This window comes from Streptococcus sanguinis (genome assembly GCF_900475275.1).
GTDB lineage: Bacteria > Bacillota > Bacilli > Lactobacillales > Streptococcaceae > Streptococcus > Streptococcus sanguinis_N.
On record NZ_LS483364.1, the window covers coordinates 1,478,850 to 1,497,861 of the forward strand.

Here is a 19,012-nt window from a genome sequence, read left to right on the forward strand (position 1 = left end):
TACATTTTATCGGATTTTCCCTAGCTAGGCAAGACAAGCGACTCCTTGTCACCTAATTGTTAGAAAAGTAATATAATGACATGGGGTTGGAAGAATTATTTCAAGCCTTCCTAGACCTCGTCCATGGATAAACGAAATATAAAATCACTATAATTTATGAGGTGCTCGAATAAAAGGGAGACTCTCCACAGGTGCTTAAGCATTTCCAAGTTTTGAAAAATATGCTAGACTAAAACCATGACAAGAATCGGATTTATGAGCGACCTCCATCTGGACTCCAATCAGTTTGGAGATTTTGAGCGCCAAGCTCTTCGCCAACTTTTAAAAGAGGAAGGGATTGACCACCTACACATCGCAGGAGATTTGTCCAACGACCTGACCAAGATCAGTTTGCCCTTTCTTGAAACTTTGAAGCAAGAGATTCCCCTCTCTTTTAATCTGGGAAACCACGATATGCTGGGACTTTCTGAGCAAGAAATTTCAAACTATGATTTTCAGGTCCAGCAGTTCGGTCGGACCAAGCTCGTCAGCTTTTCTGGCTGGTACGATTACAGCTTTGCTCCAGAAAAAAGCAAGGAAGAGCATCTGAGAACAAAGACCAATTTCTGGTTTGACCGCAGATTGGCGCGTCAACTCGACGACCTTAGCATTACAGCTCAGACTCTGAAAGAGTTAGAAAAATTGCTGATGACTTTAGATGGCCCAATTATTGTTGCTCTGCATTTTGTCCCCCATCAAGACTTTCTATACGACCATCCCTATTTCCAGCGCTTCAACGCCTTTCTAGGAAGCCAAGCTTTTCATCGGCTCTTTGTCAAATACAGAGTGAAAGAGGTGGTTTTCGGTCATCTCCATCACCGCCACCAAAGCCGTGTCATCGAAGGTGTCCGCTACCATATGCGTCCTCTGGGCTACATTCGTGAATGGGAACTGACTCGGAACTTTTTTAATGATTTTCCTCAGTATCAGATTCCCCAGATGTACCGCCTGCACAAGCGTTATAATGCTGTTAAAGATTTAGCCGAATTTCGAGACTATAAGAAAAAACACCTAGCAGCTGAACTGCGAGATGCTTTAACAGTGATTGAAGTTCAGTAATGGAAATGTTGAATTGCAGCTCTCAGCTCATCTGAGAGCTGTTTTTTGCTGTCCAACTGCACATAGACTTCTAATAAACAGGAACGAAAATTGGAAAAAGCAATGAAATCTTGGTTGTTTTCCAATGGAAAACTCTGTGATTGAAGCCACAATCTAAATTCATGCTGCGACAGTTTTTTCTTTAAGACAGCTTGATAGAGCACCTGGGCTAAGCGCCAATCCTCATCATTTCCGAAACGGACTGAAACTTTTTTAAAAACTTGATGAATGACCTCTAAAACCTCTGGCATCCTACTGGAGGGAAAGTCCGGATGACAAGCCACTTCTGTCAATAAGTCTGCTCCATGAGCGAAGGCATGAACCCAACCGTATTTCCTGGAGTAACCCTTTGTGTCTCTTTCTACTGACAAGTAGGTTAGCCCCTTATCTAGTAAGTATTTTCTTCCTTGCACTGATAAAGCCTGATAATACGAAGAGTTTGGATTACCATCGCAGTTTAAGAGATTGGCATAAAGTAAAGCCGTGAAGGAACGTGTTAAGGTAGCTTGACCATTTTTATCACTCTCGTAAAAAAGTCCTTGTCTTTTGACTGCTTCTTGAGCCAAGAAACGAAACTGTTCAACTGAAAATATGTCAGCCTGAAGTCCCCTTGCTAAGGACGAAAAGACTAACTCATCACGGATTGTCGCTTCTGGATAACCAATATGATCCAGTAACCATAAGATTTCTTCCTCATAATATAAAGGAGAAGCTTCTTCCAACTTCTTTCGTAAGTTTTGATACATACTTTCACCGTCCTTTCGAGTTGCTTTCTTTGAATTTGATTATACCGCCTTGTACGCAAAAAAGCCATCCGCAGATGACTTTTTGCTGTTAAATAGCATTCTTATCCATACCTAATTTACGTTGGATGAACTTAACAATTTCAACAATGACAATCATGGCAAAGCTACCAATCAGAACAACTGTCCATTGTGACAAGTCCAGCTTGGTCACATGGAAAATCTTTTCCAGTGGATCAATTACAATAGTTGAAATCAATAGGACGAAAGAAACCAGAATAGACCAGTTAAAGGTCTTAGACTTGAATGGCCCAACTGTAAAGATAGACTGGTAAACAGATTTTACATTATAAGCATGGAAGAGCTGGATGAGGCCAAGCGTTGCAAAGGCCATTGTCAGAGCGTCCGCATGGATAGCCTTTATATCACCAACATGGACGGGATTAGAGATAGCATAACCATAAACCGCCAGAACTAAAGCCCCTTGCAGGACACCCTGATAGATGATAGAGCTCATCACTCCACCTGAGAAGAAGCTAGACTTACGGCCACGAGGCTTATGACTCATGACACCTGGCTCAGCAGGCTCAACTCCCAGAGCAATAGCTGGGAAGGTATCCGTTACCAAGTTGATCCAGAGTAGATGAACTGGCTGCAGCACATCCCAACCAAAGAGGGTTGCCAAGAAAATAGTCAGTACCTCAGCTGTATTAGCTGAAAGGAGATACTGAATGGTCTTTTGAATATTAGAGAAGACCTTACGTCCTTCTTCCACGGCTACAATGATGGTCGCAAAGTTATCATCTGCTAGAATCATGTCAGAGGCACCCTTAGATACTTCTGTACCTGTAATGCCCATACCGATACCGATATCGGCTGTCTTCAAAGCTGGTGCGTCATTGACACCATCACCTGTCATGGCTACGACCTTACCTTGGTTTTGCCAAGCTTTGACAATCCGTACCTTATGCTCAGGAGAAACCCGTGCATAGACAGAGTATTGGCCAACAACCTTTTCAAATTCTGCATCAGAAAGCTCATTGAGCTCTGCACCAGTTAGGACATGGTCTTCAGTATCTCCTTCTTCGATGATACCCAAGCGCTTGGCGATAGCTTCAGCTGTATCCTGATGGTCACCGGTAATCATAATCGGACGAATACCTGCTTCCTTGGCTACACGAACAGCTTCTGCTGCTTCTGCACGTTCTGGGTCAATCATACCGATTAAACCAGTAAAGATTAAATCATTTTCTAGATTTTCAGATGTCAAGTCAGTCGGAACTGCATCAATAATCTTGTAGGCACCTGCAAGAACACGCAAAGCTTGATGAGCCATGTCTGAGTTGTTAGACTTAATCAGCTGTGAAGTAGCATCATCAATCGCTGCAACATCTCCAGCCTTATCACGGGCAACACAGCGTTTCAATAGTTGATCTGGTGCACCCTTTACTGCCACAAGGAATTTCCCATCTGGCAATGGATGGACAGTAGACATGAGCTTACGATCTGAATCAAATGGCAGCTCAGCTACTCGAGGATATTTCTCTAAAAAGGCCTTCACATCGTAGCCCTTGTCCAAAGCATACTGGATAAAGGCTGTTTCCGTTGGGTCACCAATTAGCTTTCCTTCTTGGTCAATCTTGGTATCATTGGCCAAAACAACCGAACGTAAGAGCGGCAGCTCCAGTCCAAGGTCAATATCTTGTCCAGCTTCATTCAGGACCCCGTCATAAAAGACTTTTTCGACCGTCATCTTATTCATGGTTAAGGTCCCGGTCTTATCCGAAGCGATAATCTCCGTTGATCCCAAAGTCTCAACAGCTGGAAGCTTACGGACAATCGAATTCCGCTTAGCCAGAACCTGAGTTCCCAAAGCCAGCACAATGGTAACGATAGCTGGCAGACCTTCAGGGATAGCCGCAACTGCCAAGGCTACAGAGGTCATCAGCTCATCCAGTGGATTTTTACCTTGAATGAAGACACCGACTACAAAGGTCACCGCAGCGATCACCAAGATAGCATAGGTCAGAACCTTAGACAGACTATTAAGATTTTGCTTAAGAGGTGTGTCCGTTTCATCCGCATCCTGCAACATACCTGCGATATGGCCGACTTCCGTATACATCCCTGTATTGACAACCAACCCAACCCCACGACCATAGGTCACATTTGAGTTTTGGAAAGCCATATTGACCCGGTCGCCAATACCAGCATCTGCAGCTACCTCAACAGTCAAATCTTTCTCAACCGGAACAGACTCACCTGTCAAAGCTGCTTCTTCGATTTTCAGTGAATTAGCTTCTAAAAGTCGCATATCCGCTGGGACAACATCACCGGCTTCCAGTCTAACAATATCACCAGGTACCAACCCCTTAGAATCTACTTCTGTGACATGACCATCACGCAGGACACGTGCAGCCGGGCTGGACATGGATTTGAGAGCTGCAATGGCTTCTTCAGCCTTGCCCTCCTGATAGACACCGAAGATGGCATTGATGATTACGACTGCTAAGATGATTAAAGCATCTGCGATGTCTTCGCCGCCTGATGTGACAACAGACAAGACAGCTGCTACCAACAAGATGATAATCATCAAATCCTTGAACTGCTCCAAAAACTTCATTAAGAGAGATTTTTTCTCCCCTTCATCCAGTTCATTGCGGCCATAATCAGCTAAACGCTTGGCTGCTTCTTGACTGGACAAACCTTGCTCTGAAGCGTCCAAAGTTTTGAAAATTTCCTCAGGACTCTGGGTGTAAAAAGCTTGGCGCTTTTGTTCTTTTGACAATGTATTCCTCCTCTTGGCCTCTTTTATTTCTGAACTTTTCTGACCACTACGACTCATCATCTTGAGCCGCACCAGTCATATCCAAAAAGTCAGAAACAAAAAAGAGACCTGTTTATTAACAAGTCTCGCTATTTCATACAAGGCCGGAAATTTCTTTCGTATTGACGACCTTGTAACGGTTATTCCGTTAGCTACTCCCTTGAGTTAGAAACTATTATACCAAATTTTCAGGCTTTTGCAAGGGGAAACATTCTGATTTTCAAGAGCTTTCTCGGAGAATAGCAGCTAACCCCAGCTAATCTCCATTTCATAGCTGGCAAAAATCTGTTCTCCATCAACAGTTTTCAGCTGATAATGAAGTTGCAGAACCTGCTTGGTCAAATCAACCTTGTAGAAAGAAGTATCGGTCACAAACTGCTGCAAGCCCACAGGTGTATGGATGCCAACCAGCGTCTGTCCTTGACTGATGAAACGCATGATGGACTTAGGCTCAGAAAAGCGCGTCATAACCAGCTCTTTATCGTGAAACTTCAGAACTACTTTCTCTCCTTCTTCATTTTTGTATAGCAGATAATGATAGTCTCCTTTTTGCGTCCAGTCCGTATCGTAGACCTGATCGATTAGCTCGGTATGCCCGTCCAGCTGGATGTGATTTTTTATTCTGATTTGCATCTTTATCTCGTTTCTCTTTTTCTTTCCCTATTTTATCAAAAAAAGGACAAAATTGCTCTTCTTTCAGTTGCAGCTTTGATTTTTTTCCTACTATGATTTGTGGTATAATGGTAGCATGATTGAAAAAGTATTTCGCGACCCGGTTCATAATTATGTTCATGTGGACCATCAGGTTATCTATGATTTAATCAATACCAAAGAATTTCAACGGCTGCGCCGCATCAAACAGCTGGGTACTTCCGGCTATACCTTCCACGGTGGGGAGCACAGCCGTTTTTCGCATTGTCTGGGAGCTTATGAGATTGCCCGGCGCATCACCAAGATTTTCAATGAAAAATACCAATCCAACTGGGACAGCCATGAAAGCCTGCTGACCATGACAGCCGCTCTCCTGCATGACTTGGGACACGGAGCTTATTCACACACTTTTGAGCGCCTCTTTGATACCAATCACGAGGACATTACGCGGCAAATCATCACCAGTCCAGAAACAGAGATTCATCAGGTACTGGTGCAGGTTTCGCCGGATTTCCCAGAAAAGGTAGCTAGCGTCATCAACCATACCTATCCCAATAAGCAGGTGGTCCAGCTGATTTCCAGCCAGATTGATGTGGACCGGATGGATTATCTCTTGCGCGATTCCTTCTTTACTGGCGCTTCCTATGGGCAATTTGACTTAACCAGAATTTTACGAGTGATTTGTCCGGTAGAAAACGGCATTGCTTTCAAGCGCAATGGAATGCATGCGGTAGAAGACTACGTAGTCAGCCGCTACCAGATGTACATGCAGGTTTATTTCCACCCGGCCAGTCGAGCTATGGAAGTTCTGCTGCAAAATCTGCTCAAGCGAGCTAAGTTCCTCTATCCGGCCCAGAAAGATTATTTTGCGCTGTCATCGCCCAATCTCATTCCATTCTTTGAAAACAGAGTGACCCTGCAGGATTATCTGGCCTTGGATGATGGTGTTATGAATACCTATTTCCAAGTTTGGATGACTAGTCCAGACAAAATTTTATCAGACTTGGCTCAGCGTTTTATCAACCGCAAGGTCTTTAAGTCTATCGTCTTCTCTCAGGAAAACGAAGCGCATTTGGATATCATGCGAGACCTAGTTGGACAGGTTGGTTTTGACCCTGATTACTATACTGCTATCCATCGTAATTTTGATTTACCTTACGATTTCTACCGGCCTGACGTTGAAAAACCCCGGACTCAGATAGAAATTCTGCAAAAAGATGGTAGCTTAGCAGAACTGTCCAGCCTATCTCCTATCGTTCATTCGCTAGCCGGGACCAGACAGGGCGATAATCGCTTCTACTTCCCCAAGGAAATGCTGGCAGAGACCGGACTATTCAGCGAAAAAAACCAGACCTTTATGCACTATATCAAAAACGACCAATTTACCTACGGAGAATAAAATGTCTATCAAATTAGTTGCCGTCGACATTGACGGCACCCTTTTAAATAACCAAAAAGAAATCACTCCTGAAGTCTTCAGCGCTGTTCAGGATGCCAAGGCTGCTGGTGTCAAAATCGTCATTGCAACCGGCCGTCCTATTGCAGGAGTTCAAAAGCTTCTCGAGGAGCTAGAGCTTAATCAGCCAGACAACTATGTCGTTACCTTCAACGGCGGACTGGTGCAGGATACTGTTACAGGTCAAGAATTAATCAAAGAAACACTGACCTATGACGACTATCTGGATATCGAACTGCTCGGGCGAAAATTAGGTGTCCACATGCATGCCATCACCAAGGACGGCATTTATACAGCCAATCGCAACATCGGCAAGTACACTGTTTATGAGTCCAATCTGGTCAGCATGCCTATCTTCTACCGCACTCCTGAAGAAATGGCCAATAAAGAAATCGTCAAGTGCATGTATATTGATGAACCGGACATTCTGGATGCGGCCATTGCTAAGCTGCCACCGGAATTAGCCGAAAAATATACACTAGTTAAGTCAGCTCCTTTTTATCTGGAAATTGTCAAAAAGACTGTCAATAAAGGTGCTGCTGTCCTCCATCTAGCTGAAAAACTGGGCTTGAGCAAGGAGCAGACCATGGCTATCGGTGATGAAGAAAACGACCGTGCCATGCTAGAAGCTGTTGGCTCTCCTGTTGTCATGGAAAACGGTAAGGAAGAACTCAAGAAAATCGCCAAATATATCACCAAATCGAATGACGAATCCGGCGTAGCACACGCCATTAGAGAGTGGGTTTTAAAATAATGTTTAGTTACAAATTTGGAATTTCAGCTCAGGAACACGACGATTTTGTCACAGCCCATCCACAGGCCAATCTCCTGCAGAGTTCAGCCTGGGCTCAGATCAAGGATAACTGGGCCAATGAGCGCTTGGGCTTCTATAAAGACGACCACTTGGTTGCTGCAGCCAGTGTCCTGATTAAACCACTGCCCTTGGGGATGACCATGCTTTATATTCCGCGCGGTCCCATAATGGACTATGGTGACAAGGAGCTGCTGAACTTTGTTTTGGCGTCGCTCAAGAAATTTGCCAAGGAGAAAAAAGCGCTCTTTATCAAGTTTGACCCTAGCCTCTTTCTGGCAGAAAGCAAGATGGGTGCTGAATTGCAAGACAATACAGAGACGGTTGAGCTGATTCAACAGTTACAGGAAGCAGGAGCTGTCTGGGTCGGACGGACTGAGTCTCTGGACGAAACCATCCAGCCTCGCTTGCAGGCCAATATCCATAAAGAAGATTTCAGCGAGGATCTGCTTTCTAAGAGTACTCGCCAGGCTATTCGCACAGCCCGTAACAAAGGCATCCAAATCCAATTTGGCGGAGCAGAATTACTGGATGACTTTTCAGCCTTGATGAAAAAGACAGAAAACAGAAAAAACATCCACCTGCGCGGCAAAGATTATTACCAAAAACTCTTGGACACTTATCCTGAGCACTCCTACATCACCTTGTCCAGCATTGATCTAAAGGCACGATTGGAAGACTTGCAGGCTCAGCTGACCAAGACTCTCAAGGAAGCAGAGAAATTTACCGAGAAAACCAAGCCTGGCAAGATTGAGAATAACCAGCAAGAACAGAAACGCCTCCAAGAAGAGATTGACTTTCTGCAGGACAAAATCAGCCAAGGGGGTGCTGTCGTTCCCCTTTCTGGCACACTGGTCTTAGAATATGGCAAAACCTCTGAAAATATCTATGCCGGAATGGACGAGGAATACCGTCGTTATCAGCCTGCCATCATCACTTGGTACGAAACGGCCAAACATGCTTTTGAGCGCGGAGCAGATTGGCAAAATATGGGTGGAATCGAAAACGATCTCAAGGGCGGTCTCTACAGCTTTAAATCCAAGTTCAATCCAACCATTGAGGAATTCGCTGGTGAGTTCAACCTGCCAACCAATCCTCTTTACCACCTCTCCAATCTGGCCTACACTATCAGAAAGAAACTGCGCAGCAAGCATTAACAGAAAGGAAGCCTATGACCTTTAAACTTCTCAGCCAAGAAGAATTCATCCAGCATACCTCAGCTAGCTCCCAACGCTCTTTCATGCAGACCGTAGAAATGGCAGAGCTGCTGAGCAAGCGTGGCTTCAGTACCCAGTATGTCGGCTACACTGACCCGCAGGGACAGGTAGTGGTGTCAGCTGTCCTCTACAGCATGCCTATGACTGGCGGCCTTCATATGGAAATTAACTGCGGTCCTGTCTCTACCGATGCTAAATACCTGACTCCCTTCTATCAAGCTTTGCAGGCTTATGCTAAAAAAGAAGGCGCTCTAGAGCTCATCATCAAGCCCTACGAGACTTATCAGACCTTTGACAGCAATGGCCAGCCCACATCTGATGAAAAAGGCGAGCTTATCCAGCAACTGACTGATTTGGGCTTTGACTTTGACGGCCTACAGACAGACTATCCAGGCGGGGAGCCTGATTGGCATTATGTCAAAAACTTAGCTGGTCTGACAGAGAAAGACTTGCTCAAGTCCTTCAGTAAAAACGGCAAGGCGACCGTCAAAAAAGCGAATACCTTTGGCATCAAGCTAAAAAGGCTAGAACGTGACCAACTCAGCGTTTTCAAAGACATCACAGCTGCTACTTCTGACCGGCGGGAATATGATGACAAGCCACTAGACTACTATCAAGATTTTTATGATAGCTTTGGTCAGCAGGCGGACTTTATGACAGCCAGTCTCAACCTCAAGGAATATCTTCAGAACTTACAAAAAGACCAAGAGAAACTGGGCCAAAAAATCCAGAAACTGCAGGCTGACTTGGAAAAAAATCCTCAATCTGAAAAGAAACAAAATCAGCTGCGAGAACTTTCCAGCCAGTTTGATAGCTTTGAAACCCGCAAAGCAGAAGCCCAAGAACTGATTGACAAGTACGGCGACCAAGACCAAGTCCTGGCTGCCAGCCTCTTTATCTATACTCCTCAGGAAGCAACCTATCTTTTCAGCGGCTCCTATCCTGAGTTTAACAAATTCTACGCCCCTGCCCTGCTGCAGGAATACGTTATGACCGAAAGTATCAAGAGAGGCATTCCATTTTATAATTTCCTCGGCATTATGGGAATTTTCGACGGTTCTGACGGTGTTCTGCGCTTCAAACAAAACTTCAACGGCTTCATCGTTCGAAAAATGGGAACTTTCCGCTACTACCCTAACCCTCTCAAGTTTAAGCTGCTTCAGCTCATAAAGAAAATTCTAAGACGTTAAAAAACCAAGGTTTCCCTTGGTTTTTTTGTATGTTTATCTATAACGCGGTGTCGCAAAACCACGGATATTTCCATGACCGATGCGGTAAGTATTGCGTTTAACTACGTTATTGCTGTTGCCTTCAATCGTGTGAATGATGCCATTTTCAACTTTTTCGACAATACCGATATGATCAGCCCAGCCATCGTTTTGCTGGGTATCTTTGTCCCAGTTAAAGGTGATGATATCGCCTGCGCTAGGAGTCGAATTACCATCTTCATTCCAGATACCTAGTCTTTGGAAAATATGAATATGGCGCTCTACACCACACTCACGGCCGATAAGATCGCTCAAGCCTTCTCTTTGGAAAATAACCGTCGTGAAAATGTCGCACCAGTCATCTGTGTTTTTCACAGCATAACCAACTGGCAGCGGTCTGACACTATTATAATCGTTGACCAAGCGCTGATGCTCAGCACTGCCTCCCCTGACACCTACCATAGCAGCTGCCGCCGCAAGAACACGGTCTCGCTGACTAGCTGCCTGAGGACGGTTTATAGAGATAGAGGTCTTTTCTCCGCCAGCTCCTTGCAGCTGATTTTGATTATTTAAGTAATACAAGTGAACATTGTATTCGCCTGCATTATTCTTATGGTCACGCGCATATACATGCTTACGATAAGTGCCATCAGCCTGACGATCCGCTGTGTACCATTGGATATCATCTTGACCATTCGCTTCTGACCAAGTCGGCAGGTAAACTGTCTTGAGACCTTCTGGTGCCACAATGCCTGATACTACAATGTCAAACTCTCCAGTATCGTTGTTCTTATTTTGAATACTGATTTTACCTTGCGGCTTACTGATGGAAACGTTGGTCTTGATGCCACCTGCTCCTACCAGCCTGCCATCATTTTGCACATAGTAGAGATGCACATTATATTCGCCCTGAACGTTGTTATGGTCGCTCGCACGAACTCGCTTACGATAGGTACCATCCGGCTGACGTTCCGCGTTGTACCACTTGATATCATCCTGACCGTTGGCCTCTGACCAGGTTGGCAGGGAAACAGTCTTGAGACCGCCTGGCGATACAATATCTGAAACCACAATATCAAAATCGCCATTTTCGCTGTTACGATTCTGGATACTGATTTTGCCCTGTGGTTTAACTGCAGACACATTGGTTGTAGTACCGCCAACACCGACTAACTGCCCGTCGTTACGGACATAGTAAAGATGGATATGATACTTACCAACCGAGTCTTTATGTTTACTAGATTCAACAGTAACTTTATAGGTACCATTAGCCTGCTGAGTAGCTGTATACCAGATAATATCGTCTTGACCATTAGCTTCAGACCAAACCGGAACACTGACAGCAGACACTTCATAAGGGGCAGAAACGTTCGAAATCACAACATCAAAACTGCCGTTGACATTATTCTTATTTTGAATACTTATGTTGCCCTTTGGCTTGTCTAGAGAAACATTAGTCTTGACGCCACCAGCACCAACCAGATTGCCATCATTTTGCACATAGTAGAGATGAATATTGTACTCGCCCTCAACATTTTTGTGATCACTCACACGGACTCGCTTACGATAGGTACCATCCGGCTGACGTTCTGCGTTGTACCACTTGATATCATCTTGGCCGTTGGCTTCAGACCAGATTGGCAAGGAAACATTCTTAAGACCGCCTGGAGATACGATACCTGAAACTACAATATCAAAATCGCCGGTTTCGCTGTTGCGATTCTGGATGCTGATTTTGCCCTGCGGCTTGCTGATAGAAACGTTGGTCTTGATGCCACCTGCTCCTACTAGCTTGCCATCATTTTGCACATAGTAGAGATGCACATTATATTCGCCTTGGACATTGTTATGATCGCTCAGTCGAACTCGTTTCCGATAAGTACCGTCAGCCTGACGTTCTGCATTGTACCACTTGATATCATCTTGGCCATTGGCCTCTGACCAAGTTGGTAGGGAAACAGTCTTGAGACCGCCTGGCGATACGATATCTGAAACCACAATATCAAAATCACCAGTTTCGCTGTTATGATTCTGAATACTGATTTTGCCTTGAACTTTTGGTTTTTCTATAGAAATAGTCGTTTTAGTGCCACTTACACCGACCAACTGGCCGTCATTCTGCACATAGTAAAGGTGCACGTTGTACTCACCCTCAACATTTTTGTGATCGCTCAGACGGACACGCTTACGATAGGTGCCATCAGCTTGACGCTCAGCGTTGTACCACTTGATATCATCTTGGCCGTTTGCCTCTGACCAAGTTGGCAGGGAAACTTCCTTCAGACCGCCCGGAGATGAAATACCTGAAACCACAATATCAAAATCGCCGGTTTCTTTATTTCGATTTTGAATACTGATGGTGCCCTTAGGTTTTCCAAGAGAAACGGTCGTTTTAGTGCCGTTTACACCAACCAAGCGGCCGTCATTTTGAACATAGTAGAGATGCACATTGTACTCGCCCTGCACATTATTATGGTCGCTTATGCGTACTCGCTTACGATAAGTGCCGTCAGCCTGACGTTCAGCAGTATACCATTTGATATCATCTTGGCCGTTGGCCTCTGACCAAGTCGGCAGAGAGACAGTCTTAAGACCACCAGGGGATGAGATACCTGAAACCACAATATCGAAATCACCAGTTTCGCTGTTACGATTCTGGATGCTGATTTTGCCCTGTGGCTTGACGACAGATACATTGGTTGTAGTACCGCCAACACCGACTAATTGGCCGTCATTGCGGACATAGTAGAGATGGACATTGTACTTGCCAACTGAATCTTTATGTCTACTAGAATCAACAGAAACTTTATAAGTACCATTGGCCTGCTGAGTGGCTGTGTACCAGATAATATCGTCTTGACCATTAGCTTCAGACCACACTGGAACACTAACAACAGACACTCCATAAGGAGCAGAAACGTTTGAAATCACAACATCAAAGCTGCCGTTGACATTATTCTTATTCTGAATACTGATGTTACCCTTTAAAGGCTGCTTAGCAAGAGCAGACTGCTGGGTAAATCTCCCAGTGTAATCCACGCTATGGTCAAATACATGCTTGCCAGCTAACAGCTGAGCCTGTGCTGTAAACTGCCATGCTCCAGCACCACTGTTGTATTTGAGAGATTTAGCTCCATCAAGATTTAAATTAGAGGACGGATACTGGGCCACCCAGAAGTTGCTATAGCCAAATTGCGATGTATTGACAGGTCCCTTGCTGCGAAGATTATTTTGATCCAGCCAGCTGGCACTGGTATAATACATCAGGTTAGAATAACCCAGTCTGCGCATCTCATCCGCCCAAGCCTGGGTATGCTGGTTAATCCCATTTTGCATTTTGGGATCTTCCATGTCATTGACCATAACTGTATTTTTAGGAAGACCTAGTCTATTAGCAAAGGCAGCGTAATAACGAGCTTCGGCTCTCGCTTCTTCATCGTTAGTATAGTGCGAGAAGGCATAGGTCGATACTTGTAAACCAGCACCCTGCGCATTTCTCACTTGAGACTCAGCAAATGGATTGGTGTAATGGGTTCCTTCAGTCAGTTTGACAACGACACCGCCAACCCCTTGCTGGGCTAATTTACGATAGTCGTCTACGCTGATATGGCCATTGTGGCTGCTGACATCTACAAAGGATGTGCCTTTAATCTCCGCTTGGGAATTCCCGCGGGCTGCCTGAGCCTTTGACCCCGCATTATAAAATACAGTTTTTCCAGCACTACTAGCTTTTGGTGCTGATGCTACTGCAGGACTAGCCTTGGGCTCTGAGGCAATAGCAGAATCTGCAACAGAAGAACTTGCTTTTGCTGACTGATCAGCTGCAGTTTCATTCTGATTAGAAGCATTTGCATCTGGCTGACTTTGCCCTTCTGGCTTAGCAGAAGCTACCTGAGTTTCTACAGGAACTGATTGAGCTGCTCCTCCAGACTCAATAGCTGTTCCTGTAGCGTTCGTTGCTTCCTCCTCTTGCTTAACAGCTTGAACTGACTGTTCTACAGATGATACTGCTACAGTCAGCTGATTAGACGTTTGTGATGCGGCCGCATTCACTGTCTGATTCTGGGAACTAACAGACCTTTCTGTTTTTAAAACTCCTGACTCAGCGACAGTATGTTCCTCGGCTTTTGCAACATTGGCAGTCGCTGCCAACAAAATAGCCGTACTCGCTAAATAAACTAATTCTTTCGATTTCAACTTTTCTCTCCAACTTTTAAAAAACTTGTCACCTTTGGGAGGACAAGTCTTTTTTCAACATTTTTTATTTTACAAAATCAAGCAATGCCAAGAAGCTTTCAGCTTCAAGTGATGCACCACCAACAAGAGCACCGTCAACATCTGGACAAGCCATGTAAGACGCAACATTTTCAGGTTTTACAGAACCACCGTACTGAACACGAACCTTGTCCGCTACTTCTTGACCAAAGTCAGCTGCTACAACGTCACGAACTGCTTTACACATCTTTTGAGCGTCGTCTTGAGTTGCTGACTTACCAGTACCGATAGCCCAGATTGGCTCATAAGCGATAACCAATGATGCAACTTGCTCAGCTGTCAAGTCTTTCAAAGCAGCTGATACTTGAGCACCAACGAAATCTACAGCTTTACCAGCTTCGTAAGTTTCAAGCGATTCACCACAGCAGATGATTGGCACCAGACCATTGCGGAAGATAGCATGCGCTTTTTTGTTGATGTCTTGGTCTGTTTCATGGAAATAATCGCGGCGTTCTGAGTGACCGATAACGATGTAGTCAACTCCAACTTCTGCAAGAACTTTAGGGCTGTTTTCACCAGTGAAGGCACCTGCATCTTCAAAGTAAGCGTTTTGGGCTGCTACCTTAAGATTGCTTCCTTTAGCTGCGGCCAAAACAGTCGTCAAATCAAGTGCTGGAGCAGCGATACCAGCTTCTACCAAATCTGAAGAAGGTAGCTTAGCAGCAACCGCTTCTACAAAAGCCTTTGCTTCTTCAGGATTTTTGTTCATTTTCCAGTTACCAGCAATAAATGGTTTACGTGACATATTCACACACCTCTTCTATTTATTTATAGTAACATTGTAACATAGTTGAATGAAATAATAAAGGTTATCCACAGAATTTCATCAAATTGAAACATCTTTATTTTAAGGGGATAACATCTGTGGAAAATTCTTCTCATTCTCATTTTCCACCCGCATCTTCAAGCTAGCTATTTCTCCACCAGAGCACGCTCCTGAAAATCGTTTCTTTAGTCTGCTAGAAAAAAAAACAGAACCTAGTCTGAGACTAAGTTCTGTCGCTTTTATCAACTTCAAAGAAAATCACTGTTTCTTCTCTTGCTTGTAAAACTCTTTTAAGGCATCCTGCCAAGTCGGAATGACAAAGCCTGTAGCCTTAGCCTTGGTCAGGCTCATAGTTGAGTTGAAAGGTCGCTTAGCCTTAGCCGGGAATTTGCTGGAATCAACCGGCTGGACTTCCACATCCGTATCTTTGAGAATTTCCACTGCAAAGTCATACCAAGTGGTGTCCTCTGCCGCATCATTAGACAGATGGTAATAACCAAATTCCTTTTGATTTTCAGCTAAATGAGTCATAAACTCAGTCAGCGTACGAGTCCAAGTCGGACGGCCATGCTGGTCATTGACTACAGTCAGAGTTTTGTGCGTCTTAGCAAGATTTTGCATGGTAAAGACAAAGTTTTTACCGTAGTTACCAAAGACCCAGGCAGTACGGATAATATAGAAACGGCTGGAATATTTCTCAACCAGCTCCTCGCCCATGCGCTTGGTACGGCCATACTCAGTCTGCGGATCTGGCCGATCATCTACTTCCCACTCCTCACCGACAGGCTTTTGTCCGTCAAAGACATAGTCTGTTGAGATGTAGACCAAAGTTGCTCCGTGTGCTTCAGCTGCTTTTGCCACATTTTCGGTACCGGTCACATTGATGGCATAGTCCAGCTCTTTTCCTTCGTCCTCAGCCGCATCAACTGCGGTATAGGCTGCGCAGTGATAAACCAAGCTTGGCTTGACTTCCGCAAAGACCTTGTCCACCATTTGGGCATTAGTAATATCCATTTCTGCCACATCAACAGCCACATACTCCTCATTGCGCTCATCCAAAAGATAGCGAAGCTCTGTACCTAGCTGTCCATTCGCACCTGTAATTAAAATCATTTGTCTTTCCTTTCACATCATAAACATTCAATGAGTTTATTATAACAAAAAAAGCAGAAAAAATCTGCTTGGTCGAATCATACCTCTAGTCATTTTTAGGAAAAAAATCTCATACTTTTTACACTCCATATATAAATGATGCAACATTATGTAAGTGATAATCAGAAAACTTAGCATCATTTCAAATTGACAGTATAAACTTTAACAATGCATAATCATATTAAAATGAATCTTTTCTTTATTTCTCTCTTAGAAAGATTCTACTTCATGATAACAAATAATTCATTATTTTCAAGATAAATATTATATAACTTTGTTTCTTCAAGTAATGTATAGTTTTCACTACTAAAATCTATATTAGCAATATCGATTAATTTGAAATCGACGTTTAAGTTCGTTATGCTATTAAATCTCAATGTCATATCCCAAGAAACATTCGTATTTGGCATAATCAAACTTTTTAACATTGGATAAACAGAAGCTGTATTGCTAAATACTGGCGAATCAGAAAGAAAGCGATTCACATTAATAACTGTTTTTTCGGGTGTAATGTACTTGTTTAGAGAGGAAGCTAGCAATATGCTCTGCGCTTTGAACATTTCATTTTGTTGTTTTAAACTGCTCACATAAGTAAAAGAGAAAGATAAGAAATAAAAAACTAATAATCCCGAAACGAAGGACTTCCCTCTACGTAGAATTTTACTCTTTTCAACGCACTCTAAGTTAACAATTAAGATAATCGCTAAAAAAATTCCGAAACCATATTCATATCTTGGTCTCATAAGATAATAAGGATTAGACAAAATCAAATAGGTTCCATAGCTAAATACACTTCCTAAACTTAGCCAAATCAGCATGTAAATAAAGTTTAAAAGGAATTTGGTTCTGGATAAGCGAATCACACTGATAGTTAAGAGAAATATAGCAATTATTGTTAATAAAACCCAGATAGTTGAACTTTGAAAAAATATATTGTTCAAATAACCTGTAGCATTCACCCCAATTATTTTAATCATCTCTAATCCCTTTGGAATATCAGCTTGATCAGCAAAAATTGGTGGCTTTATAAAAATTTGTATACGATATAAAAGCAAACCAATTACATATGACAACATTGAGATGAAAATTTTAGGAATTTTTTCTTTAAAATAACTTCCTTGCAATAATTCTAAAAATATTAGTGTCATGGTTACAATAATGTACACTCCTGAAGAAGCTTGGTATGAATTGCACATTAAGAATATACCAACAACTGACATAACTCCAAATATTTTTTTATTATCCCAGAAAATAAATGGAATGATGGAAACTAATATACTTAAAGTCATAAAAGGATTGTCAAACCTAAAACTTAATGGCTCTAAAAACCACGGATTAATCCCTATAATAGTTGAAACAGATGCTGTTATAAAAGAAATCTTTTTATTGGGATATAAAACAAATAATAAAATTAAGCTCGCAAAAGTTAAAAAACAAGCTGACAGAATATTTGAAGTCAAGCCTAGTTCTGTCAGATGATCCCCACCTTGTATTAAACGAGCAGAATACTCACTTAAATATCTTGAATAATGTTCAGAGAATTTTGAATAGCCTTGTAATTGTCTTCCAATATCATCAATATAGGGATACTCAGCTAAACCGATATTAATATTGACTACTGAATAAATAATAAAAATAACTAGGGCAGACGATTTATTTAAAAGAAGATAGTTTTTAAAATCAGAAAAACGTTTCTGGAAAATCATTTACTTTTCTCCTTAATCACATAAATCGGCCGATGCTTGGTTTCCATAAAGATTTTACCAATGTATTTACCCAGTATGCCGATGGTCAGCAGCTGGAAGCCGCCGATAAGGAGAATGACAGTCATAAGAGACGGCCAACCAGATGTCGGATCACCAAAAACCAAGGTGCGAATAATAATCACTGCCATCAGGATGAAGGCTAAAATCCAAGACAGGATACCTCCTAAAAAGGCGATGTTGAGCGGCGCATCAGAGAAATTGACGATGCCTTCCAAAGAATAGTTGAATAGGGACCAGAAATTCCAAGAGGTCTTACCAGCTACTCGTTCAACATTTTTGTATTCTAAGTACTCGGTATTGAATCCCACCCAGGCAAAAATTCCCTTGGAGAAGCGATTGTACTCTGAAACCTCCAGAATGGCTTCTACCATTTGGCGGCGCATCAGTCGAAAGTCACGCGCACCATCTACCATCTCTACCTGACTAATCTTGTTAATCAGCTTATAGAACAAATTGGCAAAAAAGCTTCGGATAGGCGGCTCTCCCTCGCGAGTAGTGCGACGGGTACCCACACAGTCCAGCTCAGGATTCGAGTCCAGCATGGCCTTCATCTCAATCAGGAGCTCTGGCGGATCCTGCAAGTCCACATCCATGACCGTCACAAAATCCCCACTCGCCTCTTGCAAACCAGCATAGAGGGCTGCTTCTTTTCCGAAATTACGAGAAAAGGACAGATAGTGCACATCTGGACAGCGACTGCTGAGCTCACGCAAAACAGCCAAGGTCCGGTCTGTCGATCCGTCATTGACAAAAATATATTCAAACTGGTCACGGATTTGGTATTTGACCGCTTCCATGGCTTCATGAAACAGAGGAATAGACTCTTCTTCATTGAAACACGGAACAATCACCGAAATTGTCATTTTAATCTCCTACTATTTTATATATTTCATCCTATTATAACAAAAAACTAGGCGAAATGCACTGCACCCTAAAAGTTAGACACAAAAAATCTAGCTTTTGGGGTGCAGCTTATTTCCAACCTAGTTTTATTCTTATTTGC

The 19,012-nt window shown here is 43.1% G+C and carries 13 protein-coding genes; 5 read left to right on the forward strand and 8 right to left on the reverse strand.

Annotation, left to right across the window (positions count from 1 at the left end):
• Positions 1-237: 237 nt before the first annotated feature.
• On the forward strand, positions 238-1,098 hold the full coding sequence (locus DQM55_RS07390) for a metallophosphoesterase (RefSeq protein WP_111675992.1): 861 nt from the start codon (positions 238-240) through the stop codon (positions 1,096-1,098).
• On the opposite strand, the gene DQM55_RS07395 is transcribed toward DQM55_RS07390, so the two are convergent.
• The 3 genes from DQM55_RS07395 to DQM55_RS07405 form a co-directional block, all read right to left on the reverse strand.
• The gene (locus DQM55_RS07395; RefSeq protein WP_111675993.1) at positions 1,092-1,883 is read right to left on the reverse strand and encodes a DUF2785 domain-containing protein; all 792 of its coding nucleotides are present in this window, start codon (positions 1,881-1,883) and stop codon (positions 1,092-1,094) included. The two genes, DQM55_RS07390 and DQM55_RS07395, sit on opposite strands and share 7 nt — an antisense overlap.
• An 88-nt stretch (positions 1,884-1,971) precedes the next feature.
• A complete protein-coding gene (locus tag DQM55_RS07400) occupies positions 1,972-4,668 on the reverse strand; it encodes a cation-translocating P-type ATPase (protein ID WP_172454742.1) in 2,697 nt (898 codons plus the stop codon).
• 285 nt (positions 4,669-4,953) lie between these two features.
• Positions 4,954-5,340 (reverse strand): YwiB family protein, encoded by a 387-nt coding sequence (locus tag DQM55_RS07405; protein ID WP_002906853.1) that lies wholly within the window; start codon positions 5,338-5,340, stop codon positions 4,954-4,956.
• A gap of 115 nt (positions 5,341-5,455) precedes the next feature.
• Here DQM55_RS07405 and DQM55_RS07410 point away from each other — a divergent pair, with 115 nt between their 5' ends.
• The 4 genes from DQM55_RS07410 to DQM55_RS07425 are packed head-to-tail and all read left to right on the forward strand — an operon-like array spanning position 5,456 to position 10,032.
• Positions 5,456-6,757 carry an HD domain-containing protein gene (locus DQM55_RS07410; protein WP_002904212.1) on the forward strand — a complete coding sequence of 434 codons (1,302 nt, stop codon included), beginning with the start codon at positions 5,456-5,458 and terminating at the stop codon, positions 6,755-6,757.
• Position 6,758: 1 nt separating this feature from the next.
• Positions 6,759-7,568: a sugar-phosphatase gene (gene yidA, locus DQM55_RS07415; RefSeq protein WP_111675995.1), complete on the forward strand. Its 810-nt coding sequence runs from the start codon at positions 6,759-6,761 to the stop codon at positions 7,566-7,568.
• Positions 7,568-8,782, forward strand: coding sequence for an aminoacyltransferase (locus DQM55_RS07420; protein WP_172454743.1), 1,215 nt, complete (start codon positions 7,568-7,570; stop codon positions 8,780-8,782). Before yidA ends, DQM55_RS07420 begins: the two co-directional genes overlap by 1 nt.
• A gap of 14 nt (positions 8,783-8,796) precedes the next feature.
• Positions 8,797-10,032, forward strand: coding sequence for an aminoacyltransferase (locus DQM55_RS07425; protein WP_111675997.1), 1,236 nt, complete (start codon positions 8,797-8,799; stop codon positions 10,030-10,032).
• A gap of 33 nt (positions 10,033-10,065) precedes the next feature.
• On the opposite strand, the gene DQM55_RS07430 is transcribed toward DQM55_RS07425, so the two are convergent.
• The 5 genes from DQM55_RS07430 to DQM55_RS07450 form a co-directional block, all read right to left on the reverse strand.
• Positions 10,066-14,247, reverse strand: coding sequence for a GBS Bsp-like repeat-containing protein (locus DQM55_RS07430; RefSeq protein ID WP_172454744.1), 4,182 nt, complete (start codon positions 14,245-14,247; stop codon positions 10,066-10,068).
• 64 nt (positions 14,248-14,311) lie between these two features.
• Positions 14,312-15,070, reverse strand: a complete 759-nt coding sequence (tpiA, locus tag DQM55_RS07435; RefSeq protein ID WP_002900651.1) for a triose-phosphate isomerase — start codon at positions 15,068-15,070, stop codon at positions 14,312-14,314.
• A 279-nt stretch (positions 15,071-15,349) separates the two neighbouring features.
• The gene (gene rfbD / locus DQM55_RS07440) at positions 15,350-16,204 is read right to left on the reverse strand and encodes a dTDP-4-dehydrorhamnose reductase (RefSeq protein WP_111675998.1); all 855 of its coding nucleotides are present in this window, start codon (positions 16,202-16,204) and stop codon (positions 15,350-15,352) included.
• Between the two features lie 260 nt (positions 16,205-16,464).
• Entirely contained in the window at positions 16,465-17,949 is a 1,485-nt protein-coding gene (locus DQM55_RS07445) for a glucosyltransferase domain-containing protein (RefSeq protein WP_111675999.1), read from the reverse strand.
• Positions 17,946-18,872, reverse strand: a complete 927-nt coding sequence (locus DQM55_RS07450) for a glycosyltransferase family 2 protein (RefSeq protein WP_002897843.1) — start codon at positions 18,870-18,872, stop codon at positions 17,946-17,948. The genes DQM55_RS07445 and DQM55_RS07450 overlap by 4 nt, the downstream gene beginning before the upstream one ends.
• Positions 18,873-19,012 lie beyond the last annotated feature (140 nt).